General features: G+C 70.1%; 18 protein-coding genes and 1 rRNA gene. 11 read left to right on the forward strand and 8 right to left on the reverse strand.

Annotation, left to right across the window (positions count from 1 at the left end):
• Positions 1-27 precede the first annotated feature (27 nt).
• Positions 28-144: ribosomal RNA gene (rrf, locus tag OG787_RS29740) — 5S ribosomal RNA — on the forward strand.
• Positions 145-241: 97 nt separating this feature from the next.
• Here the strand turns inward: rrf and OG787_RS29745 are convergent.
• Genes OG787_RS29745 through OG787_RS29765 form a run of 5 tightly spaced genes read right to left on the reverse strand, consistent with a single transcriptional unit; the run spans position 242 to position 5891 of the window.
• Positions 242-1552 (reverse strand): DUF58 domain-containing protein, encoded by a 1311-nt coding sequence (locus OG787_RS29745; RefSeq protein WP_405537123.1) that lies wholly within the window; start codon positions 1550-1552, stop codon positions 242-244.
• Positions 1552-2541: an AAA family ATPase gene (locus OG787_RS29750; protein WP_369037057.1), complete on the reverse strand. Its 990-nt coding sequence runs from the start codon at positions 2539-2541 to the stop codon at positions 1552-1554. Before OG787_RS29750 ends, OG787_RS29745 begins: the two co-directional genes overlap by 1 nt.
• Complete coding sequence (locus tag OG787_RS29755; RefSeq protein WP_405537125.1) at positions 2541-3743, reverse strand: DUF4350 domain-containing protein; 1203 nt, start codon at positions 3741-3743, stop codon at positions 2541-2543. Before OG787_RS29755 ends, OG787_RS29750 begins: the two co-directional genes overlap by 1 nt.
• Complete coding sequence (locus OG787_RS29760) at positions 3740-4522, reverse strand: DUF4129 domain-containing protein (protein WP_369037055.1); 783 nt, start codon at positions 4520-4522, stop codon at positions 3740-3742. The genes OG787_RS29755 and OG787_RS29760 overlap by 4 nt, the downstream gene beginning before the upstream one ends.
• A gap of 4 nt (positions 4523-4526) precedes the next feature.
• Positions 4527-5891: a glycerophosphoryl diester phosphodiesterase membrane domain-containing protein gene (locus tag OG787_RS29765; protein WP_405537126.1), complete on the reverse strand. Its 1365-nt coding sequence runs from the start codon at positions 5889-5891 to the stop codon at positions 4527-4529.
• Between the two features lie 137 nt (positions 5892-6028).
• Here OG787_RS29765 and mtnA point away from each other — a divergent pair, with 137 nt between their 5' ends.
• From mtnA to OG787_RS29800, 7 genes are all read left to right on the forward strand, one after another.
• Positions 6029-7174, forward strand: coding sequence for an S-methyl-5-thioribose-1-phosphate isomerase (gene mtnA, locus OG787_RS29770; protein ID WP_369037053.1), 1146 nt, complete (start codon positions 6029-6031; stop codon positions 7172-7174).
• Positions 7175-7182: 8 nt separating this feature from the next.
• Positions 7183-7872, forward strand: a complete 690-nt coding sequence (gene mtrA, locus OG787_RS29775; RefSeq protein WP_187284748.1) for a two-component system response regulator MtrA — start codon at positions 7183-7185, stop codon at positions 7870-7872.
• A gap of 1 nt (position 7873) precedes the next feature.
• Positions 7874-9958, forward strand: a complete 2085-nt coding sequence (mtrB, locus tag OG787_RS29780; protein WP_405537127.1) for an MtrAB system histidine kinase MtrB — start codon at positions 7874-7876, stop codon at positions 9956-9958.
• Positions 9948-11855: an LpqB family beta-propeller domain-containing protein gene (locus OG787_RS29785; RefSeq protein WP_405537128.1), complete on the forward strand. Its 1908-nt coding sequence runs from the start codon at positions 9948-9950 to the stop codon at positions 11853-11855. The genes mtrB and OG787_RS29785 overlap by 11 nt, the downstream gene beginning before the upstream one ends.
• A 205-nt stretch (positions 11856-12060) precedes the next feature.
• Positions 12061-12987, forward strand: coding sequence for a ComF family protein (locus OG787_RS29790; RefSeq protein ID WP_405537130.1), 927 nt, complete (start codon positions 12061-12063; stop codon positions 12985-12987).
• Between the two features lie 315 nt (positions 12988-13302).
• Positions 13303-13998 (forward strand): ribosome hibernation-promoting factor, HPF/YfiA family, encoded by a 696-nt coding sequence (hpf, locus tag OG787_RS29795; RefSeq protein ID WP_405537131.1) that lies wholly within the window; start codon positions 13303-13305, stop codon positions 13996-13998.
• 205 nt (positions 13999-14203) lie between these two features.
• Entirely contained in the window at positions 14204-14950 is a 747-nt protein-coding gene (locus OG787_RS29800) for a response regulator transcription factor (protein WP_235478226.1), read from the forward strand.
• Positions 14951-14975: 25 nt separating this feature from the next.
• Here OG787_RS29800 and OG787_RS29805 read toward each other — a convergent pair whose 3' ends face one another.
• Both OG787_RS29805 and OG787_RS29810 read right to left on the reverse strand, forming a co-directional pair.
• Positions 14976-16199 carry a winged helix-turn-helix domain-containing protein gene (locus OG787_RS29805; protein WP_405537132.1) on the reverse strand — a complete coding sequence of 408 codons (1224 nt, stop codon included), beginning with the start codon at positions 16197-16199 and terminating at the stop codon, positions 14976-14978.
• Positions 16200-16454: 255 nt separating this feature from the next.
• Entirely contained in the window at positions 16455-17048 is a 594-nt protein-coding gene (locus OG787_RS29810) for a GNAT family N-acetyltransferase (protein WP_405537134.1), read from the reverse strand.
• 245 nt (positions 17049-17293) lie between these two features.
• On the opposite strand from OG787_RS29810, the gene secA reads away from it, so the two are divergent.
• Complete coding sequence (gene secA, locus OG787_RS29815; protein ID WP_369037047.1) at positions 17294-20119, forward strand: preprotein translocase subunit SecA; 2826 nt, start codon at positions 17294-17296, stop codon at positions 20117-20119.
• Between the two features lie 163 nt (positions 20120-20282).
• On the opposite strand, the gene OG787_RS29820 is transcribed toward secA, so the two are convergent.
• Positions 20283-20864, reverse strand: coding sequence for an Rv3235 family protein (locus OG787_RS29820; protein ID WP_369037046.1), 582 nt, complete (start codon positions 20862-20864; stop codon positions 20283-20285).
• A gap of 363 nt (positions 20865-21227) precedes the next feature.
• Here OG787_RS29820 and OG787_RS29825 point away from each other — a divergent pair, with 363 nt between their 5' ends.
• Both OG787_RS29825 and OG787_RS29830 read left to right on the forward strand, forming a co-directional pair.
• Entirely contained in the window at positions 21228-21743 is a 516-nt protein-coding gene (locus OG787_RS29825; protein ID WP_369037045.1) for a DUF6912 family protein, read from the forward strand.
• A gap of 263 nt (positions 21744-22006) precedes the next feature.
• On the forward strand, positions 22007-22672 hold the full coding sequence (locus OG787_RS29830) for an HAD family hydrolase (RefSeq protein WP_369037044.1): 666 nt from the start codon (positions 22007-22009) through the stop codon (positions 22670-22672).
• Positions 22673-22923: the final 251 nt, after the last annotated feature.

A 22923-nucleotide genomic window follows, 5' to 3' on the forward strand; every position in this document is an offset into this window, starting at 1 on the left:
TGGTGCGGTTGATGTGTTTCACCGTGTTTCGGTGGTCATAGCGTGAGGGAAACGCCCGGTTACATTCCGAACCCGGAAGCTAAGCCTTACAGCGCCGATGGTACTGCAGGGGGGACCCTGTGGGAGAGTAGGACACCGCCGAACAAATATTGAGAAAAGCCCCGTACCGGGGATACCGGTACGGGGCTTTTTTGCGTTGTCTCTCCTCCGAATTCGGATGGAATTGGAGGAGAGAAACTATTCAGAGGCGGCCTGCCGCCTTCAGAGCCAGATATGCGTCCGCCAGTGCCGGCGCCAGGTCGTCCGGTGTCGCGTCGACGACCGTGACGCCGTGGCGGCGGAGTTGCTCGGCGGTTCGATGGCGTTCCGTTTGCGCCTGGGCGGCGGCTGCGGCCTCGTACACCGCTTCTGTGTTTCCTCGGGCTGTTGCCATGGCAGCGATGTGGGGGTCTGCCACCGAGGCCAGGAGGACTGTGTGGCGCTGGGTCAGCTGAGGGAGCACGGGGAGCAGGCCCTCCTCGATGGGGGCCGTGTCCAGGCTGGTCAGCAGGACGATCAGGGAGCGTCTGGGGGCCGTACGGAGTGTGGTGGCCGCGAGGCCTCGGGCGTCCGTTTCCATGAGTTCGGGTTCCAGGGTGGCCATCGCGTTGACCAGGGACGGGAGGACGTCCGCTGCGGCGCGGCCCTGGGCCAGGGCGCGTACTCGGCGGTCGTACGCGAGGAGGTCCACGCGGTCGCCGGCGCGGGAGGCCAGGGCTGCGAGGAGGAGGGCCGCGTCCATGGAGGCGTCGAGGCGGGGTGCGTCGCCCACGCGGCCCGCCGACGTACGGCCGGTGTCGAGGACCAGGAGGATGTGGCGGTCCCGTTCGGGGCGCCAGGTGCGTACCGCGACCGTCGATTGGCGGGCTGTGGCGCGCCAGTCGATGGAACGGGTGTCGTCGCCGGGGACGTACTCGCGCAGGCTGTCGAATTCCGTGCCTTCGCCGCGGGTCAGGACGCTGGTGCGGCCGTCGAGTTCGCGCAGGCGGGCGAGCTTCGAGGGGAGGTGCTTGCGGCTGGTGAACGGGGGGAGGACCCGTACCGTCCAGGGGACCTGGTGGCTGCCCTGGCGGGCGAGGAGGCCCAGGGGGCCGTACGAGCGGATCGTCACGCGGTCGGCCTTGCGGTCGCCTCGGCGGGTGGGGCGCAGGCGGGTGGTGATGCGGCGGCGTTCGCCGGAAGGGACTGTCAGGCGGTGGCGGGAAGCCTCTACCTCGGTGCCGGGCTGCCAGCTGCTCGGGGGCCACGCGTCGCGTACGCGGGCGCGGAGCGGGCGGCCGGAGGGGTTGGTGATCGTGAGGGTGACGTCCGCCGGTTCGCCCAGGCGTGCGGAGGTGTCGCCGGAGCGGGTGAGGCCGAGACGGCGTACGGGGGCCGCCAGGGCGTAGTCGCAGGCGCACGCGAAGGCCAGGGGGGCGTTCACGGCGAGGATGCCTGTCCAGCTGGGGTCCCAGATGCCGATGGGGATCGAGCCCAGGGCCGCCAGGAGGGCGGCGCGGCCGGTGAGTGCCATCAGCGGGGGACGGGGACGTGGGCGAGGATCGCGTTGATGACGGAGTCTGCCGTCACGCCTTCCATCTCGGCCTCCGGGCGTAGCTGCACGCGGTGGCGGAGGGTCGGGAGGGCCAGCGCCTTGACGTCGTCGGGGATGACGTAGTCGCGGCCGGTCAGCCAGGCCCAGGCGCGGGACGTCGCGAGGAGGGCCGTGGCGCCTCGGGGGGAGACGCCGAGCGTGAAGGACGGTGACTCGCGGGTCGCGCGGCAGATGTCGACGACGTAGGCGGTGATCTCGGGGGAGATCGTTGTTTTCGCGACGGCCGCGCGGGCCGCCTCCAGGTCCTTCGGGCCCGCCACGGGGCGTATGCCGGCGGCGCGCAGGTCGCGAGGGTTGAAGCCCTCTGCGTGGCGGGTGAGGACGTCGATCTCGTCCTGGCGGGACGGGAGGGGGATTGTGAGCTTGAGGAGGAAACGGTCCAACTGGGCTTCGGGGAGCGGGTACGTGCCCTCGTACTCGACCGGGTTCTGGGTGGCCGCGACCAGGAACGGGTCGGGGAGGGGGCGCGGGGTGCCGTCGACCGTCACCTGGCGTTCCTCCATGGCTTCCAGGAGGGACGACTGGGTCTTCGGGGGCGTGCGGTTGATCTCGTCCGCGAGGAGGAGGTTGGTGAAGACCGGGCCCGGCTGGAAGGAGAACTCCGCGCTGCGCGTGTCGTAGACGAGGGAGCCGGTGATGTCGCTCGGCATCAGGTCCGGGGTGAACTGGACGCGCTTGGTGTCGAGTTCGAGTGCGGAGGCGAGTGCCCGGACGAGCAACGTCTTGGCCACTCCGGGGACGCCTTCGAGGAGGACGTGTCCGCGGCAGAGGAGGGCGACGACGAGGCCGGTCACGGCGGGGTCCTGGCCGACCACGGCTTTGGCGATCTCGGCGCGCAGGGCTTCCAGGGAGGCCCGGGCGGTGCCCGGGTCCCCGGTGATCCCGGCGTTGTCAGTGGTCGGGTCCATCATGGACGGCGTACCTCTCTTTCGAGGGCGTCGAGTTGGTCGGCGAGGGAGATGAGGGCTGCGTCGTCACCGGGCGGCGGGCCGAAGAGGAGGGTGTGCAGGGCCTGTCCGTCGCTGTGGTTCTGGAGCTGGGCGGACAGGGCGGGGAGCAAGGACTCGGGCGTGTGCGCCTGGGTGACGGGGACGCCTACGAGGGGGGCGAGGCGAGTGCGGGTGGTGGAGCGAAGAGCGCCTGCCGCGCGGTCGCGGGCGTTGGTCTTGCGGTAGAGGCGGGCGCGGCCTTCGACGGTCTCGGAGGCGCGGATCGCCACGGGGAGTCGTTCGGGTACGAGGGGGCCGAGCCGGCGTGCCCGCCAGAGGGCGGCCAGGACCGCGGCGACGAAGAGCTGCACGGTGCCCCAGAGCCAGCCCGAGGGGAGCAGGTCGAAGAAGTCGCGTTCGCCGGAGTCGGTGAGCGAGTCGTCGGAGAGCGAGGGGAGGTACCAGACCAAGTGGGGGCGGGAACCGAGCAGTTGGAGGGCGAGCGAGGCGTTGCCGTGCTCGTCGAGACGGTCGTTGTAGAGGATGTCGGGGGCGCCGAGCACGACGGTGTCGCCGTCTCCGGTGGCTGTCGGGACGCGTACGAGGGTGGGGAGACCGTTGCTCGGGTAGCAGGTGTCGGCGTCGCCGGCGGTGGTGTCGTAGCGGAAGCCGCCCGTGTCCGCGGTGCCCGCTCGTTGGGCGGCGGGCAGGGCGCAGTCCGGGGACAGCTCCGAGTCGAAGCTGATCGCGGGGTCGGCGGTGACGCCGGGAGCGAGTGTTCCGACGGACGGGCTGCTGGGGGCGATCAGGAGCGTGCGTCCGCCGGAGTTCTCCGTCGCCGTGTGCAGTTGCCGTTGTTGACGGTCGGTCAGCAGGTCGGGGGCCGCGACCAGGAGGGTGGTGTCGGCGTCGGCCGCGGCGCCTGCCTGGGCGAGCGTGGTGACCACGCGCGTGGACACGCCCCGGTCGGCGAGGAGTTCGGCGACGGCGCGGCTGCCGCGAGGGTCGGTGGAGCGCGGGTCGAGGCTGCCGCGCTGGGTGCCGGAGTTGATCACGGCGATCGCCACGGCGCCCACGAGGAGGAGAGCGACGCCGAGTACGACGCCTCGCGCGCGGGTCCACACCTGGCGGGCGGTGGGCGAGGCCGAGGTGGAGGCGGGGAGCGTGGCCTCGGTGCTCATTCGGCGGCTCCCTGGCGGGCGTTGTGGGCCGTTCCGGGCGTGCTGCTGCTGGTCGCGAGGGCCGGTTTCGTGCGCGTCAGGTCGTCGTCGAGTCCGGTGAGGCGGCGGTACGTCTGCGGGGTCGCGGTGCGTCCGCCGTACGTCACGTCGTCGAAGTCCCGGGCCGCGGTGCGCAGGCGGTCGGTGTGCGCGGGCAGGGTGCGGCCCGCTTCGGCGGCCGCCTCGTCGGCGGTGCGGCCGGGGCGGGCGTCGAGCAGCGCGCGTTCCTCCAGGGCGCGGACGACGGCACGCATGCGTTCCTGGACGGCCTGGTTCCAGCGGCCCTGGGCCGCGTGTGCCTCGGCGGCTGCGCGGTGTTCGGCGGCGCTGCGGGGGCGGTCGTCGAAGAGCGCGGCGGCGGAGGTGGGGCCGGGGCGCGGGGAGCCGAGGCGCCACCACAGGGCGCCGATCACGGCGACGACGGCCAGGAGGACGACCACCAGCCCGAGGACTCCTCCGGGGGTCGCGGTCGAGGCCGCGGTGAACAGCCTGCCGAGCCAGTCCCAGAAGGCGTCCATGGCCCGTTGCAGCACCCCGGGGTCGTTCTCGTGGTACATGCGCTTGGACAACTCGCGCCGGGCCGCCTCCCGCGCGGGATCACGCGGGATCGTCACCGGCGGCTCGTCGGCCGCCAGTGACAGTACGGCGGTGTCGCCGGCGCGCAGCAGGGCTCGTACGGCCGCTTCGGCGGTGGGCGGCAGGGCCGGCACCGTGGTGAGAAATCCCCCCGTCAGGATCACCGCATCAGCTCCCCGGGGTGGTGCCCGGGGCGCCGGAGCCGTAGCCCTGGACGCCGGCGGCGCGGGCCAGGTCGAGGTCGAGGGCCTCGCGGCGGATGCGGTGGTCGATGTAGAGGAGCACGGTCACGCCCGCGGTGATCGGGAAGGTGATCATGGAGCCGATCACCGAGCCGATGCCGCTGACGACGAGAAACGTCCAGCCGAGGCCGCCCGTGCCGTCGAGGAAGCCGCTGATGCCGTCTCCGGTCATGGCCGCGGCGACGAAGGTGAACGGGAGGACGACGATGGACGCGACGACGCCCGCGATGACCGTGGCGAGCAGCTGGATGCCGAAGACCCGCCACCAGGAGCCGCTGACGAGCTTCGCGGAACGGCTCATCGACTTCGTGATGCTCTGCTTCTCCAGCATCAGCGCGGGCGAGGCCAGGGAGAAGCGGATCATCAGCCACAGGGCGACGACGCCCGCGCCGAGGCCGCCCAGGACGGCGAGTGCCGCGCCGCCGCCCTCCGAACCCGCGACAGCCACGAGGACGCCCGGGGCGATGCCGACGGCGAAGACCGCGACGACGATGAGCAGCAGCAGGAAGATGAGGCCGAACAGCTTCGGGACCTGCGGGCGGGCGTCCCGCCAGGCCTCGCCGATGGTGACCGGCTTGCCGAGCACGGCGCGGCTGGTCACGGTCGTGAGCAGGGCCGTCGCGATGACGGTGCCGATCATGGAGATCACGAAGAGGAGGCCGGAGCCGAGGAGGGCGTCCCCCATGGCGCGGCTCAGCTCGTCGACGCTCGCGCTCGTGTCGTTGAGGGCGGCGGTGCTCGTGCTGTCGTCCAGGACGAAGCCCTGGAGGAGGATCGCGAAGATCTCCGTGACGACCGCGACGGTGAGCGAGATGCCCAGCACGGTGCGCCAGTAGGCGCGCATGGTGGAGACGGCGCCGTCGAGGATCTCGCCGACGCCGAGGGGGCGCAGCGGGATCACGCCGGGCTTGGCCGCGGGCGGGGGGCCGCCCCAGTTGCCGCCCCAGCCGGGGTGGCTGCCGGGCGGCGGGCCGTATCCGCCGTACCCTCCCGGGCCTGCGGGGCCGCCGTATCCACCGGGGGCACCGGGGTACTGGCCGCCCCAGCCCTGGCCGGGCGGCGGTGGCGGGGGCGGCGGGGCCTGGCCGGGGTTCTGGGGGCCGGTGGGAGCGGACCACTGGGCGGGTGGCGGCTGTTCCTGGGACCACTTCGGGCCGGGGCCGGTCGGGTCCTGGCGCGGCTGGTCCGCGGGTTCCGCGGGGCCGGGGCGGTCGGCGGGGGCGGACGCGTCGGGCTGCCGCCCGTCGGAGGGGGCGGATCCGGGCGAGGCCCAGCCCGGAGTGTCGTTCATCGTCGCTCCTTCACGGTGCCCGTCCGCGTTCGCGGCAGGTTGGCAGCCATCGTGCCATGGGGAGGGCACGCGGGGATCGGCCCCCGTATGGGCTGGACACCTTCAATTGTCCGACGTGCAGAGGGCAGACTGGGCGGATGGCTGATCAGTACGCGCAATCCCGCGAGGACAACCGGCCCACCGAGATACCGGCGATCCGCTGGGACGAACCTCCCGAAGGCCCGGTGCTGGTCCTTCTCGATCAGACGAGACTGCCGGCCGAGGAGGTCGAACTGGTCTGCACGGACGCGCCCGCGCTGGTGGCGGCGATCCGTTCGCTGGCCGTGCGCGGGGCGCCGCTGCTCGGTATCGCGGGGGCGTACGGGGTCGCGCTCGCCGCCGCTCGCGGCTTCGACGTGGACGAGGCGGCCGTCGCGCTGGCGCAGGCCCGGCCGACCGCCGTGAACCTCGCTGTCGGGGTGCGCAGGGCGCAGGGCGCGTACCGGGCGGAGCTGGCCAGGAGCGGTGACCGGGATCAGGCAGCCATCGCGGCGCTGGTCGCGGCGCGGGCGCTGCACCGGGAGGACGCCGAGGCCAGCGCGCGGATGGCCGTGCACGGGCTGGCGCTGCTGGACGAGTTGCTGCCCGGCGGCGGACACCGGGTGCTCACGCACTGCAACACCGGGTCGCTGGTGTCGGGCGGTGAGGGAACGGCGTTCGCGGTGGCGCTGGCGGCGCACCGGGCGGGGCGGCTGCGCAGGCTCTGGGTGGACGAAACGCGCCCGTTGCTGCAAGGTGCTCGCCTGACGGCGTATGAGGCGGCGCGCAGCGGAATGGCGTACACCTTGCTCACGGACAACGCGGCGGGCTCGCTGTTCGCCGCAGGGGAGGTGGACGCGGTACTGATCGGGGCCGATCGGATCGCGGCCGACGGATCGGTGGCGAACAAGGTGGGGAGCTACCCGCTCGCCGTGCTGGCCAGGTACCACCACGTGCCGTTCATCGTGGTGGCACCGGTGACGACGGTGGATCCGGACACCCCCGACGGGGCGTCCATAGAGGTGGAACAGCGTGCCGGACATGAGGTGACGGAGATCGCCGCACCTCAGGTGCCGGTGGCGGGAGCGGAAGCGGGAGGCGGGATACCGGTGGCACCCTTGGGAACCCAGGCGTACAACCCGGCGTTCGATGTGACGCCTCCCGAGTTGGTGACGGCGATCGTCACCGAAGCGGGTGCTGTTTCGCCCGTGACGGCTGAGGCGCTTGCTGAGCTGTGTGACAGGTCACGCCAGGTAACGATTTAGTTAATGGGATGATGTCGTTTATGAAGGGACGAGTCCTTGTCGTCGATGACGACACAGCACTGGCCGAGATGCTCGGCATCGTGTTGCGTGGTGAAGGTTTTGAGCCGTCTTTCGTAGCCGACGGCGACAAGGCGCTGGCCGCTTTCCGTGAGTCCAAGCCCGATCTGGTGCTCCTGGACCTGATGCTTCCCGGTCGGGACGGTATCGAGGTGTGCCGCCTGATCAGGGCGGAGTCCGGGGTACCGATCGTGATGCTCACGGCCAAGAGCGACACCGTCGACGTCGTCGTGGGCCTGGAGTCGGGTGCCGATGACTACATCGTGAAGCCGTTCAAGCCAAAGGAGCTGGTCGCCCGGATCCGGGCGCGGCTGCGGCGGTCGGAGGAACCGGCGCCCGAGCAGCTGGCCATAGGTGACCTCGTCATCGATGTCGCCGGTCACTCTGTGAAGCGGGACGGGCAGTCGATCGCGTTGACGCCGCTGGAGTTCGACCTGCTGGTCGCGCTCGCGCGCAAGCCCTGGCAGGTGTTCACGCGTGAGGTGCTGCTCGAGCAGGTCTGGGGGTACCGCCACGCGGCGGACACCCGCCTGGTCAACGTGCATGTGCAGCGGCTGCGCTCCAAGGTCGAGAAGGACCCGGAGCGGCCGGAGATCGTGGTGACCGTCCGTGGCGTCGGTTACAAGGCCGGACCGAGCTGACATGTCCGGGGACAGTGCCGCTTCGGCCCCCGGGCGTTCCGGGGGGCGCGCGGAGCGGCCTGTCGGCCGGCAGAAGGCGAGAAAGGCCGGCTCCGGCCGGCGGCAGTTCTTCGAGGGCGGGCTGCTCCAGGGCGGTGTCCAGGGCAGCCCGGTCCTTCGGCTGTTCATGCGCTGGGTGCGCCGGCCGCTGCTCCCCGTCATGCGGCTGTGGCGGCGCAACATCCAGCTCAAGGTCGTCGCCACGACGCTGCTGATGTCGCTGGGTGTCGTCCTGCTGCTCGGCTTCGTCGTGATCGGGCAGGTGCGCAACGGCCTCCTTGACGCCAAGGTGAAGGCCTCGCAGAGCCAGGCCGCGGGTGGATTCGCGGCGGCCAAGCAGAAGGCGGACACGGCGGCCAGCGCCGGCGGGGACGACGGGTCCGCTGCGGACGGCCGCCCCGCGCAGAACGTCATCCAATGGATGAGCGACCTGGTGGAGTCCCTCTCCAGCGGCGGCCAGGGCGCCTTCGACGTCGTGACGCTCCCGGTCGGTCAGGCCGGCGACGACAGCGGCGGCGGACGCGGCCCGCGTGCCTCCGGCGGGGTGGACCCGACGGCGAGCGTGCCGGACGCGCTGCGCGACCGGGCCGACGACAACAACCTGATGGCCCAGAGCTACACCCGCATCACCTACACCAACGGCAGCGAGTCGCAGCCCGCGCTGATCATCGGCAAGCAGGTCGACGACCCGAACGGGGATCCGTACCAGCTGTACTACCTCTTCCCGCTCACGCAGGAGGAGAAGTCGCTGAGCCTGGTCAAGGGGACGCTGGCGACGGCCGGACTGTTCGTCGTCGTACTCCTGGGGGCCATCGCCTGGCTCGTGGTGCGGCAGGTCGTGACGCCGGTGCGGATGGCGGCCGGGATCGCCGAGCGGCTGTCCGCCGGGCGGCTTCAGGAGCGGATGAAGGTCACCGGCGAGGACGACATCGCGCGGCTCGGCGAGGCCTTCAACAAGATGGCGCAGAATCTCCAGCTGAAGATCCAGCAGCTGGAGGACCTGTCGCGGATGCAGCGCCGGTTCGTGTCCGACGTGTCGCACGAGCTGCGGACGCCGCTGACGACCGTACGGATGGCCGCCGATGTCATCCATGACGCGCGCGTGGACTTCGATCCCATCACCGCGCGGTCGGCCGAACTGCTCGCCGACCAGCTGGACCGGTTCGAGACGCTGCTCGCGGATCTGCTGGAGATCAGCCGGTTCGACGCGGGCGCGGCGGCGCTGGAGGCCGAACCGATAGACCTCAGGGAGGTCGTACGGCGGGTGGTGAGCGGTGCCGAGCCGCTGGCCGAGCGCAAGGGGACGACAGTACGGGTCGTCGGCGATCAGCAGCCTGTCGTGGCCGAGGCGGACGCGCGGCGCGTGGAGCGGGTACTGCGCAACCTCGTCGTCAACGCCGTGGAGCACGGCGAGGGCAATGACGTCATCGTGAAGCTGGCCGCCGCGGGCGGTGCGGTCGCGGTGGCCGTACGGGACTACGGGGTCGGGCTCAAGCCCGGTGAGGCGACCCGGGTCTTCAGCCGCTTCTGGCGGGCCGACCCGGCACGCGCGCGTACCACCGGCGGGACGGGCCTCGGCCTGTCCATCGCGCTGGAGGACGCGCGGCTGCACGGCGGCTGGTTGCAGGCGTGGGGCGAGCCGGGCGGTGGCTCCCAGTTCCGGCTGACGCTGCCGCGGACCGCCGACGAGCCCCTGCGGGGCTCACCGATACCGCTGGAGCCCAAGGACTCACGGCGTCATCGGGGACTGGGCGAGGCGGGTCTGCCGTACGCCGGGGGCGACAAGCTCGCCACGGTGCCGGTGCAGACGGCGGCCGCCGAGCAGCGGCCGATAGCGCCGCGGCTCGCCGCCATGGCCCCGACCGCCGACCCCACGGCGCTGCCCGGCAACGGCGCGCGCGTGGTGCCGCGCCCGGCCGGCGGCGCGCGGCGGGACGGTACTTCCGGTACGGAGCCCGGATCGGAGTCGCCGTCCTCGGACACGGTGTCCTCGGATGCCGGGTCAGCGCGTGTGGACGAGCAAGGGGAGGCATTTCGTGGGCCCTGACCGCGAGCGGGACGGTCGGCGGCGGGGAACGGCTCGCGCGGTGGTGTACGCCGCCTGTGGCGCCGTACTGCTGGCCGGATGCGCCTCGATGCCCGACAGCGGGGATCTGCGCGGGGTCGAGTCCACGCCCCGGCAGGACGCCCAGGTGCGGGTCTTCGCCCTGCCGCCCCACGAGAACGCCCAGCCGGTGGAGATCGTCCAGGGCTTCCTGGAGGCGCTGACCAGCGACGATCCGCACTATGAGACGGCACGCAAGTACCTGACCCCGAGCGCGGCCAAGAACTGGCGGCCCGACCTGTCCACCACGGTGCTCGGCGGCGGGCCCAGTACGGGCCAGGTCCCCGTGGGCAGCCGGGAGGACGGGATCGACTCCTACGCGTTCACGCTGACCGGCGGCAGGTTCGCCACGCTGGACTCCCGGCAGTCGTACGAACCCGCCGACGGGCAGTACCGGGAGACCCTGCACCTGACGCGCGAGAAGAAGAGCGGGCAGTGGCGCATCGACGAGCTGCCGCAGGGCATCGTCATGGGCAAGTCGGACTTCCTGCGCAACTACACCTCCGTCAATAAGTACTACTTCGCGTCGAACACGCCGTCGGAGCCGGCCGGGCAGCCCGTGTCCGTCGCCGATCCGGTCTACGTCCGCAAGAAGGTCGACCCGATGACGCAGACGGTGAGTTCGCTGCTCGAAGGGCCCTCACGCTGGCTGGGGCCGGTCGTCCGGTCGAGTTTCCCGACGGGTACGGCGCTCAAGAAGGGCGTCACCTCGCTGACCCCCGACGACCAGAACCGGCTGACGGTGCCGCTCAACGACAAGGCGAGCCGGGTCGGGTCCGCCAAGTGCACCGAGATGGCGGCCCAGCTCCTCTACACCCTCCAGGACCTCACCCCCACCGGTGTCGAGGAGGTCGCGCTACAGCGCTCCAACGGCACCCAGCTGTGCTTCCTCGACAAGGACCGGGCCGAGATCGTCGCCGCGCGCGTCGCGGTGCAGAGTCCCGACTACCAGTACTTCATCGACGGCAAGCACCGCCTCGTACGCGTGGCCGGCGGGAACCCCGACCCCGACGACAAGGTCTCCCCGGTGCCGGGCGCGCTCGGCGAGGGGGAGAAGCAGCTGCGGTCCGCTGCGGTCTCGCGCGACGAGGACAGCGCGGCCGGGGTCTCGCTGGACGGAACCTCGCTGTACGTGGGGTCGCTGGTGTCCGGCGGATCGCTCGGCGAGCCGGTGCTGACCAGCCAGGGCGCCACCAAGGAAGACCGGCTGACCACACCCAGCTGGGACGGCGACGGCGACCTCTGGGTGGCCGACCGCAACCCTGCGAAGCCCCGGCTGCTGCTCCTGAAGAAGGGCGCGGGTGAGCCGCTGGAGGTGAAGACCCCGGGGCTCGACGGGCGCATCGAGGCGGTACGGGTGGCCGCCGACGGGGTGCGGATCGCGCTCATCGTGGAGAAGGACGGCCTGCGTTCGCTCTACATCGGGCGGATCGAGCGGGACGAGCGCTCGGCGGAGACGTCGGACGAGGCGGCGAAGTCGGGGCAGGCGGCGGGACAGAAGGCCGGGGAGCAGTCGGTCGTGTCGGTTCTCGAACTGCACTCCGTGACACCGCAGTTGGAGGAGGTCACCGCCATGTCGTGGGCCGGTGACAGTCGGCTCGTGGTGGTGGGGCGTGAGCAGCGAGGCGTCCAGCAGATGGCATACGTGCAGGTCGACGGCTCGACGCCGGTGGGGTCCGCGCCGACCGCGCTGACCGGCGTGAAGGCCATCGCCGCGGCCGAGGACGAGCGGCTGCCGCTGGTGGCGTACTCGGAGGAGGACGGGATCGTGCGGCTGATGGCGGGGTCCAAGTGGCAGAAGCTGGTCAAGGAGGGGTCGGCTCCGGTGTATCCGGGGTGAGAGGTTTCCTCCGCTGTGCTCGGTGTCCGCGGTGGTCTTGCGGGGGCTCTCGGGTGGTTTCGTTGTGACGGCTCGTCGGATGTCCGGCGGGCCGTCGGCGTTTCCGGGCGCTGTCGGGGCGCTGTTTTCGGGGCGCGGGGAGTTATCCACAGGGCGTTGTCCACAGGGGTGGCCGGGTCGCGCCGGTGTTGGCAGAGTGGTGGTCATGCGGGGGTGGTGGCAGGACCTCAGTGACCTGGTGCTGCCGGCCGAGTGCGGAGGCTGTGGGAGGCCTCGCACGGTGCTCTGCCCGGAGTGCCGTGCCGCCCTGGACGGGGCCGCACCGAGCCGGGTGCGACCTGTACCGGAGCCGCCCGGGCTGCCGGTGGTCCATGCGGCGGCCCGGTACGAGGACGAGGTGCGTGCGGTACTCCTCGCGCACAAGGAAAGGGGCGCACTGACACTCGCGGGGCCGCTCGGGACGGCTCTGGCGGGAGCTGTACGGGCAGGGTTGCCGACCGGCGCCCTGCGCGGTGGTACGGGTGTGCTGCTCGTGCCTGTGCCGTCCGCGCGTCGGGCCGTACGGGCCCGGGGGCACGATCCGGCCCGGCGGATCGCGCTCGCGGCTGCGGGGGTGCTGCGCGGGTCCGGTACGTCGGCCCGGGTACTGGCGGTGCTGCGGCAGCGGCGTGCCGTGGCCGACCAGGCGGGGCTCAACTCCCGGGAGCGGTTGGACAATCTCGCGGGTGCGCTGGGCGTGGTCGCGGGGGGTGGGCGGTTGCTGGTGGGTGGGAGTGGGAGTGGGAGTGGGAGTGAGGGAGGCGGGGGTGGGGAGGGGGGAGGGGGCCCCGGTTCGGGCTCTGGTGGGGGTGCGGTTGTTCTGGTCGACGATCTGATGACGACCGGTGCCTCGCTGGCCGAGGCCGCGCGTGCGGTGCGGGAAGCGGTTGCGGACGTGAGAGGGGCGAGGAACGCCGTGTATTCGGGAGCGGGGTGGGAAGGCAGAGGGGAACGGTGGCCGGGAGCCGCGGGCACGGGTGTGGAGCGGAGGCCAGGAGTGTCGGGAATGGTGGCGCCGGCCGCCTTCGAAGTCATGATCTGCGCGGCTGTGGTCGCCGCGACGCCTGATTCTTTCGAAATAAACCGGAACTGACCGCGAACTTGCATCGTTGCAGGTAGTGAGAGGGTCAATTCACTTGAACGGAGGTACGCGCCGGTAGAGGGTGACGACATCCGTCCGGGCGAGATATGTTCGGTTGTGAGGGAAAGCCGCAGGCCACACCTCGCAAATCCGAATGCCGTGCTGCGGGTTTTGCTTAATCACCCCAGCCGGCCGAGTGGGGATCTTGCCCATGGGGGAGGAGGAGGTGGAAGTCGCCGAGTCCGAGGTTCCGGGGCACACCGGAGCCTGGTGCAAAAGGGAGACGCTCCGCCACTGAAGCGGGGCGATCCGGGAACGGAGTTCTGCGTGGACATCGTCGTCAAGGGACGCAAGACCGAGGTGCCCGAGCGGTTCCGGAAGCACGTGGCCGAGAAGCTGAAGCTGGAGAGGATCCAGAAGCTCGACGGCAAGGTGATCAGCCTCGACGTCGAGGTGTCCAAGGAGCCCAACCCCCGGCAGGCCGACCGCTCCGACCGAGTGGAGATCACGCTCCACTCCCGCGGTCCGGTGATCCGGGCGGAAGCAGCGGCAAGCGACCCGTACGCGGCACTCGACCTCGCGGCCGACAAGCTCGAGGCCCGGCTGCGCAAGCAGCACGACAAGCGTTACACCCGACGGGGCGCAGGCCGGCTCACGGCCGCCGAGGTCGCCGACCACGTCCCGGACGCGGCAACGCTGAACGGCAACGGTCACCCCGTCCAGGAGGAAGCCGCGGACGGCGTGCCCATCAAGAGGATCGGCTCGCTGGAAGTGAAGGGCGAAGGCCCCCTCATCGTCCGCGAGAAGACCCACGTCGCCTCCCCGATGACGCTCGACCAGGCTCTCTACGAGATGGAACTGGTCGGGCACGACTTCTACCTGTTCGTCGACTCCGAGACCAAGGAACCGAGTGTCGTCTACCGGCGGCACGCCTACGACTACGGCGTGATCCACCTCAACACGGACCCGATGGTCGCCCATCAGGCGCATTCCCCCGCGGCGGGTGGCACGCTGGGCGGCTGACCGCCCCCGGAGAGAGCCGAGCGGGTGCCCCTGGAGCGCGCGTGCGCCCCCAGGGGCACCCGTGTGCGACCCCTCCGGAACCCGCTCTGTCACCGCACTGTCGCCCGGGCATGGAATCATGGCCGCAACGGCCCAACCGGTGGGCCGTTGCCTTGGGTTGGCGATGGCACAGAACCACAGGCCACAGCCTTCAGGGGGAGGAACGATGGCGGACAGCTTCGGACCGATGCAGGTCGAGGATGCCGACGACAGCGTCACCGGCATGGGCCCGGACACGGGTACCTCGCGCAAGGAGCCGATCAGAGTCCTTGTCGTGGACGACCACGCCCTCTTCCGTCGTGGACTGGAGATCGTGCTCGCGGCCGAGGAGGACATCCAGGTCGTCGGTGAGGCGGGGGACGGGGCGGAGGCGGTCGACAAGGCCGCCGATCTACTGCCCGACATCGTGCTGATGGACGTACGGATGCCGAAGCGCGGTGGGATCGAGGCGTGCACCTCCATCAAGGAGGTCGCGCCCAGTGCCAAGATCATCATGCTGACGATCAGCGACGAGGAAGCCGATCTGTACGAGGCGATCAAGGCGGGGGCGACCGGTTATCTCCTCAAGGAGATCTCCACCGATGAGGTGGCCACGGCCATTCGCGCGGTCGCCGACGGACAGTCGCAGATCAGCCCCTCGATGGCGTCGAAGCTGCTCACCGAATTCAAGTCGATGATCCAGCGGACGGACGAGCGGCGGCTGGTGCCCGCGCCGCGGCTCACGGAACGCGAGCTGGAAGTGCTGAAGCTCGTCGCCACCGGGATGAACAACCGGGATATCGCCAAGGAGTTGTTCATCTCCGAGAACACCGTGAAGAACCATGTGCGCAACATCCTGGAGAAGCTGCAGCTGCACTCCAGGATGGAGGCCGTGGTTTACGCGATGCGGGAGAAGATCCTCGAGATCCGGTAACGGCTTGAGTTCCGGTAGCGGTGAGTCAGCCCAGGGCCTTGGTCAGTTCCCTTGCCAGGGGGGTGCGTAGGTCCGGGGTGTCCACCCGTTCCACTCGTACGTCTGTGCAGTTCACCCAGGTCGCTGCCTCCAGGAGGGCCTGGGCCACCGCCGGGACCGCCTTCGGGCCGTGCAGGCTGACCTGTCTGGCCACCAGGGTGTTGCCCTCTCGGGCGGGGTCGACCCTTCCGACGAGGTGGCCGCCTGCCAGGACCGGCATCGCGAAGTAGCCGTACACGCGCTTCGGCTTCGGGACGTAGGCCTCCAGGCGGTGCGTGAAACCGAAGATCCGTTCCGTGCGGGCCCGCTCCCAGATGAGGGAGTCGAACGGGGAGAGCAGGGTCGTGCGGTGGCGGCCTCGTGGGGGTGTCTCCAGGGCTGCCGGGTCGGCCCAGGCCGGCTTGCCCCAGCCCTCGACCGTGACGGGGACCAGGCCCGAGTCCGCGATCACCGCGTCGACCTGTTCCGCCTTGAGACGGTGGTAGTCGGCGATGTCGGAGCGGGTACCGACGCCCAGGGACTGGCCCGCGAGGCGGACCAGGCGGCGCAGGCACTCGGTGTCGTCCAGTTCGTCGTGCAGCAGCGTGGGCGGGATGGCTCGCTCGGCCAGGTCGTACACCCGCTTCCAGCCTCGGCGTTCCACGCAGACCACCTCGCCGTACATCAGGGCGCGTTCGACGGCGACCTTGGTGCCGGACCAGTCCCACCATTCGCTGGTGCGTTTCGCGCCGCCCAACTCCGTTGCGGTGAGGGGGCCTTCGGTGCGGAGTTGCTTGATGACCTGGTCGTAGGTGCCGGGTGGGAGGTCGTGGTTCCAGTGGGGGCGGGAGCGGTAGGCGCGGCGGCGGAAGGCGAAGTGGGGCCATTCCTCTACGGGGAGGATGCAGGCGGCGTGGGACCAGTATTCGAAGGCGTGGGGGTGGGGGTGGGGGTGAGGGGCGTGGGGTGTGGCTTCTGCTGTGGGGGTGGGGTTCCAGTACGCCGCTTCGACGTTCTTGCGCGGTATGGCGCCCAGGCGGGCGTACGGGATGAGTTCGTGGGAGCGGGCCAGTACGGAGATCGTGTCGAGCTGGACCGCGCCGAGGTGGCGGAGGATTCCGCGGGTGCCTGCCTTGCGGTTGGGGGTGCCCAGGAAGCCTTGGGCTCGTAGGGCGATGCGGCGGGCTTCGTCGGCGGAGAGTTGTGTGGGGTGCGGCGGGCTGCTCGTCATGCTTCCGCACGATAGGGGGTGGGACTGACAGTGCGGGGTGAGCTGGGGGTTTGGGTGCGGGTGATGGTTTTTTCGCCCCCGCCGCCCTTACCCGTCCCATCCCTGGGGGCTGCGCCCCCAGACCCCCGCCATCGGCCTGGACGGCCTCGTCCTCAAACGCCGGACGGGCTGAGATGGCTGGCCTGGGTGGGTAGAAGGTCGCGCTGAACGCGCTCGTCCTCAAACGCCGGACGGGCTGGCATGCCCAGGTCGCCCTCAGACGCCGGACGGGCCGGAGGTGTTCGGGGCCGGGAGGTACGGGGACGTTGACGGGAGGCCCAGGTCTGAGGGGAGTAGGGAGGCTACCCAGCAGTCTCGGCGTACTCCCTTGTTGTTGATTGCTGAGCGGAGGGTGCCTTCCAGGGTGAAGCCTGCTCGTTCTGCTGTTGCTCGGGAGGGGGTGTTGCCCACCTCCGCTCGCCATTCCACTCGGTCCACCGAGAGGTGGGTGAAGGCCCAGTGGGAGGCTTTGGTCGTGGCTTCTGTGATGTAGCCGTTGCCTCGGTGGGTCTTCGTGGCCCAGAAGCCGATCTCGGCCACTCCCAGGGAGCGCATCGTCAGGGCGAGCATGCCCACCAGTTCCTCCCCTTCGGGGAGGAAGACGCCGAACGTGAACATCGAGCCGTCCGCCCAGCCGTCGGGCACCAGCTGGGTGGTGAAGCTGTGGGCGTGCTCGGGGAGGTAGGGCGACGGGATGGTCGTCCAGCGCTGGATGTCGGCGTCCTGCACCGCGGCGTACACGGCGTCCGTGTCGAGGGGGCCGACCGTGCGCAGGAGCAGGCGGGCCGTGGTGAGCGTGACGGGGTCCATCGGCCGATTCTGCTCGGGGCGGGATGAGGGCGCCATCCCTTTTGCTGAGCGTGAGTTCGTGATCACAATTCGTGCAATTCGTGGGTCGGGCGCGGCACCATCCGTGACTCCCGGCCGTTCTCCTTATGGCTGTCCCACTGGCAGGCCTCCCGGCTTGGCGGGGTCCTCGCATACGATGGCCGTTGCTCAGTTAAGACAATGGAAACCGACCGTCCCAGGCCCGACCGGCAAGGAGACCAACCCCCGTGTCCGTCCTCTCGAAGATCATGCGTGCAGGCGAAGGCAAAATCCTGCGCAAGCTGCACCGCATCGCGGACCAGGTCAACTCCATCGAAGAGGACTTTGTCGACCTCTCCGACGCCGAGCTGCGGGCCCTCACCGATGAGTACAAGCAGCGGTACGCCGACGGTGAGAGTCTGGACGACCTGTTGCCCGAGGCCTTCGCCACCGTGCGCGAGGCCGCCAAGCGCGTGCTGGGGCAGCGCCACTACGACGTACAGATCATGGGCGGCGCGGCCCTCCACCTCGGCTATGTCGCCGAGATGAAGACCGGCGAGGGCAAGACCCTGGTCGGCACCCTCCCGACGTATCTGAACGCCCTCTCCGGAGACGGCGTCCACCTCATCACGGTCAACGACTACCTGGCCGAGCGCGACTCCGAACTCATGGGGCGCGTGCACAAGTTCCTGGGCCTGACTGTCGGCTGCATCCTCGCCAACATGACGCCGGCCCAGCGACGCGAGCAGTACGGCTGCGACATCACGTACGGCACGAACAACGAGTTCGGCTTCGACTACCTGCGCGACAACATGGCGTGGTCCAAGGACGAACTCGTCCAGCGCGGCCACAACTTCGCCGTGGTCGACGAGGTCGACTCGATCCTCATCGACGAGGCCCGTACGCCGCTGATCATCTCCGGCCCGGCCGACCAGGCCACCAAGTGGTACGGCGACTTCGCCAAGCTGGTCACGCGCCTCAAGCGCGGCGAGACGGGCAACCCCCTCAAGGGCATCGAGGAGACCGGCGACTACGACGTCGACGAGAAGAAGCGCACGGTCGCCATCCACGAGTCGGGTGTCGCCAAGGTCGAGGACTGGCTGGGCATCGACAACCTGTACGAGTCGGTGAACACGCCGCTGGTGGGCTACCTGAACAACGCCATCAAGGCCAAGGAACTCTTCAAGAACGACAAGGACTACGTCGTCATCGACGGCGAAGTCATGATCGTCGACGAGCACACCGGCCGTATCCTCGCCGGCCGCCGCTACAACGAGGGCATGCACCAGGCGATCGAGGCGAAGGAAGGGGTGGACATCAAGGACGAGAACCAGACCCTTGCGACCATCACCCTCCAGAACTTCTTCCGTCTCTACGAGAAGCTCTCCGGTATGACCGGTACGGCCATGACCGAGGCCGCCGAGTTCCACCAGATCTACAAGCTCGGTGTCGTCCCGATCCCGACCAACCGCGACATGGTCCGCAAGGACCAGTCCGACCTGATCTACCGCACCGAGGTCGCGAAGTTCGAGGCGGTCGTCGACGACATCGCCGAGAAGCACGAGAAGGGTCAGCCGATCCTCGTCGGTACGACCTCTGTCGAGAAGTCCGAATATCTTTCGCAGCAGCTCTCCAAGCGCGGCATCCAGCACGAGGTGCTGAACGCCAAGCAGCACGACCGCGAGGCGACCATCGTCGCCCAGGCCGGCCGCAAGGGCGCCGTCACGGTCGCCACGAACATGGCCGGCCGTGGTACGGACATCAAGCTCGGCGGCAACCCCGACGACCTCGCCGAGGCGGAGCTGCGTCAGCGCGGCCTCGACCCCGAGGAGCACATCGAGGAGTGGGCCGCGGCCCTGCCGGCCGCCCTGGAGCGGGCCGAGAAGGCCGTCAAGGCCGAGTTCGAAGAGGTCAAGGACCTCGGCGGGCTCTACGTCCTCGGCACCGAGCGGCACGAGTCCCGGCGGATCGACAACCAGCTGCGCGGTCGTTCCGGACGTCAGGGCGACCCCGGCGAGTCGCGGTTCTACCTCTCCCTCGGCGACGACCTCATGCGGCTGTTCAAGGCCCAGATGGTCGAGCGCGTCATGTCGATGGCGAACGTTCCGGACGACGTACCGATCGAGAACAAGATGGTCACCCGGGCCATCGCCTCCGCCCAGTCGCAGGTCGAGACGCAGAACTTCGAGACCCGCAAGAACGTCCTCAAGTACGACGAGGTCCTCAACCGGCAGCGCGAGGTCATCTACGGCGAGCGTCGCCGCGTCCTGGAGGGTGAGGACCTGCACGAGCAGGTCCAGCACTTCATGGACGACACCATCGATGCGTACATCGGCGCGGAGACCGCCGAGGGCTTCGCCGAGGAGTGGGACCTGGACCGGCTGTGGGGCGCCTTCAAGCAGCTCTACCCGGTGAAGGTCACCGTCGACGAGCTGGAGGAGGCGGCGGGCGACCGGGCCGGGCTGACCGCCGAGTTCATCTCCGAGTCGATCAAGGACGACATCCACGACCAGTACGCGTCGCGCGAGGAGCAGCTCGGCTCCGAGATCATGCGTGAGCTGGAGCGCCGGGTCGTGCTGTCGGTCCTCGACCGCAAGTGGCGCGAGCACCTCTACGAGATGGACTACCTCCAGGAGGGCATCGGCCTGCGCGCCATGGCGCAGAAGGACCCGCTGGTCGAGTACCAGCGCGAGGGCTTCGACATGTTCACCGCCATGATGGAGGGCATCAAGGAGGAGTCCGTCGGCTACCTGTTCAACCTGGAGGTCCAGGTCGAGCAGCAGGTCGAGGAGGTCCCGGTCGCGGACGCCAAGCCGTCGCTGGACAAGGGCGTCGAGGACTCGGTGCCGGCGCAGGCGAGCGCCGGTTCCCGGCCGGAGATCCGGGCCAAGGGGCTCGACGCTCCGCAGCGGCGGGACCGGCTCCACTTCTCCGCGCCGACCGTGGATGGCGAGGGCGGCGTCGTCGAGGGCGACCTGGTCGGTGACGACGACGAGGTGCGGTCCGAGGCGGACGGGCTCACGCGCGCGGAGCGGCGCAAGCAGCAGCGGAGTGGGCGTCGGCGCAAGAAGTAGGCGAGAAGCCGGCGAGAAGCAGGCGGTAATTCGCTAGTGCAGTAGTGCAGTAGTGCAGTAGTGCAGCAAGCAGTGAGTACCTCTGGTAGTCGCTGTGTGAAGGGCCGGGCATCCGATGGGGTGGCCGGCCCTTCTGTCTTGTGTGCGGGAGGGCGGGCGGGGCTCAGTCGTCCGTGTGCGGCCTTCGGGGGCCGCCCAGTTCCACCGCCGTGCAGCGCCAGCGGAAGTCGTGGCCCAGTTCCAGGCGGAAGGCCATCGCGCGGAGCTGGTCGCCGGCGCCGATGCGGGCGAAGGCCTCCAGGGCGCCCTGGCTGGGTTCGTAGTAGCCGACGTCGCGGACCACGGGGCGGGTGCCGCGGGTGCGCAGGGGGCCGCGTTCCGCGAGCCAGGCCAGTTCGTCGTAGGCGCGGCCCACGGTGTGGCGCAGCATGCTGTGGACGGGGCGTTCGCCGCTCAGGACGGCCAGGAGGCGGTCGGCGAAGAGGTCGGTGGGGCGGGGCTGCGGGAGGGGTGCCTGGCGGGGCTGGAGGGGGCGCTGGGGCGTTGTCCTGTGCTGTCCCTGGGCGGGGACCCGGGGTTCGGGGCGGGTTCCGGTGCTGGGCGTGGTGGTTTCGAGGACGGGCGTACGGGGCGCGCCTCCGCCCGGGGTGGTGCGGTGTGGGGCGCTGCCGGGGCGGCGGGTGTCGCGGCGTACCGGCGGGCGGGACGGGGTTCGGCGGACCGTCCTTGTCATCACCTTGTTCATGGAATGTCCCCGTTTCTTGGGGCCCGGGTGGGTACCGGGCGGTAACTTTCTGGTGGGGATCTTGTACGGGGAGTGATCGACTGGGTGCAAGCAGGGAGAGGCCGTGGTTCGGAGGGATCCGAGGTTCACTTATCAGAGTGGTTTTCGGAGGGAAAAGGCCTGGTGGGTGCGGGGTGCGGGGGTGAATTTCGGGGAGCGGGGTGGACGCTCGGAGAGGCCTGGGCGGGGACTCGAAAGGGGACGCCCCGACGTATTCTGAGGGTCTTCCCGGGTCGTACGGGAGGGTCCCGGCTGCTGGTTTCCGGTTGCTCGTTCCGGTGCTGGTTCCGGTCGCGGAAACGCCTACTACGAAAGCGGTCAGTCATGCGCGTCTACGTCCCTCTGACCCTCCCTGGCCTTGCCGAGGCGTACAAGACGGGTGAGTTGGGGGCGGGGCCGTTCGTCGCGTACGCCGTCACGCCCGCGTTGCGTGAGTGGTATCTGTCCGACGACATCGAGGAGCTGGAGTACGCGGCGTTGAATCGGGCCGCGCTCGCTTCTCTGCGGTTGCTTGCGATGGAGCCCGGGGTGGTGCGGCGGCGGGTGGTTGTCGCCCTTGATGTCGCGGACGGGGTGGCTGTTGCCGACCCCGATCGTGGGCTTGATCCCGGGGCGTTGGGTGAGGTGCGGGTCGGTGGGGCTGTTTCCCTGGGGAAGGCTGCGGCTGTGCATGTCGATTCAGGGGAGGCGGAGGGGGATGTCGCGGCGGCTGCGGATGCGTTGGGGGCGGCGGATCGGGGGGATGACGATGCGCAGTTCGTCGTGGACGGGGCTGAGGATCATGAGCTGCTTTGGTATGCCACGCAGGAGATTCCCAACCTGGTGGGGTTGTCGGGGTGAGGCGTGAGGGGGCGGGGGGTGGTTTTTTCGCCCCCGCCGCCCCTACCCGTCCCATCCCTGGGGGCTCCGCCCCCAGACCCCCGCTGTCGGCCTGAACGGCCTCGTCCTCAAACGCCGGACGGGCTGGGTGGTGCCGGCCGTCGCTGGGGCGGGTGCGTGGGAAAGTCGGGCTGACGCGCTCGTCCTCAAACGCCGGACGGGCCGAAGATGCCTGGGCCTGCGCTCGAGTGGGGTCTGTCAGTGGTGCGGGGTACGTTCTTCGTATGGGGAAGTACGGAGTGGCTCACATCGTGTGGGACTGGAACGGGACCTTGTTTCATGACACCGAGGCCGTCATAGGGGCGACCAACGCGGCGTTCGGGGAGCTGGGGCTGGAGCCCATCACGCTGGAGCAGTACCGGGAGCTGTACTGCGTACCCGTGCCGCGGTTCTACGAGCGGCTGCTCGGGCGGCTGCCCACCGAGGACGAGTGGGCTGTCATGGATGACATCTTTCATCGGTACTACGCGGAGCATCGCGTGGCTTGTGAGCTGGCCGTGGGGGCGCGGGATCTGCTCGCCGGGTGGCAGTCGGCCGGGCGTAGTCAGTCCATTCTGAGTATGTATGGGCATGACGAACTTGTTCCGCTGGTCAGGGGGTTCGGGATCGAGCCGCACTTCGTCCGCGTCGACGGGCGGACCGGGCCTTCCGGTGGCAGCAAGGCCGAGCACATGGTGCGTCATCTCGGTGCGCTCACCGGTGTCGAGGCCGCGCGCACCGTGGTGATCGGGGATGCCGCCGACGATGCGATCGCCGCCCGGCATGTGGGGGCGCGGGCCGTGCTCTACACCGGTGGGTCCCATGGGCGGGCCAGTCTTGAAGCGGTGGGTGTGCCCGTGGTGGACAGCCTGGAGGAAGCCGTCGCGGAGGCCGAGCGTTTGGCCGCGTAGGGCGGTCTGCGCAGTCGTCCGGGGGTGTTTCGGGCTTCCTTCCTTCTCCCGCTGTTCAGAATGTCAAACTTCCCGGCCTGCTTTTGTACACAAATGGCTCATGACGTGGCCCCCGTCATGAGCGATAGCCTGGTGGCGTGATCAGCGCGATACGTCGCGGGGGCGCTCATGCCCCTGCCCTGCGCCCGGAGTGCACGGACCACATCCGTGCCCGGGCGGTGATCGCTGGTCGGCGCGGGCGGGACGGAACC

The sequence above is a fragment of the Streptomyces sp. NBC_00075 genome, from assembly GCF_045041225.1.
Classification (GTDB): domain Bacteria; phylum Actinomycetota; class Actinomycetes; order Streptomycetales; family Streptomycetaceae; genus Streptomyces; species Streptomyces adonidis.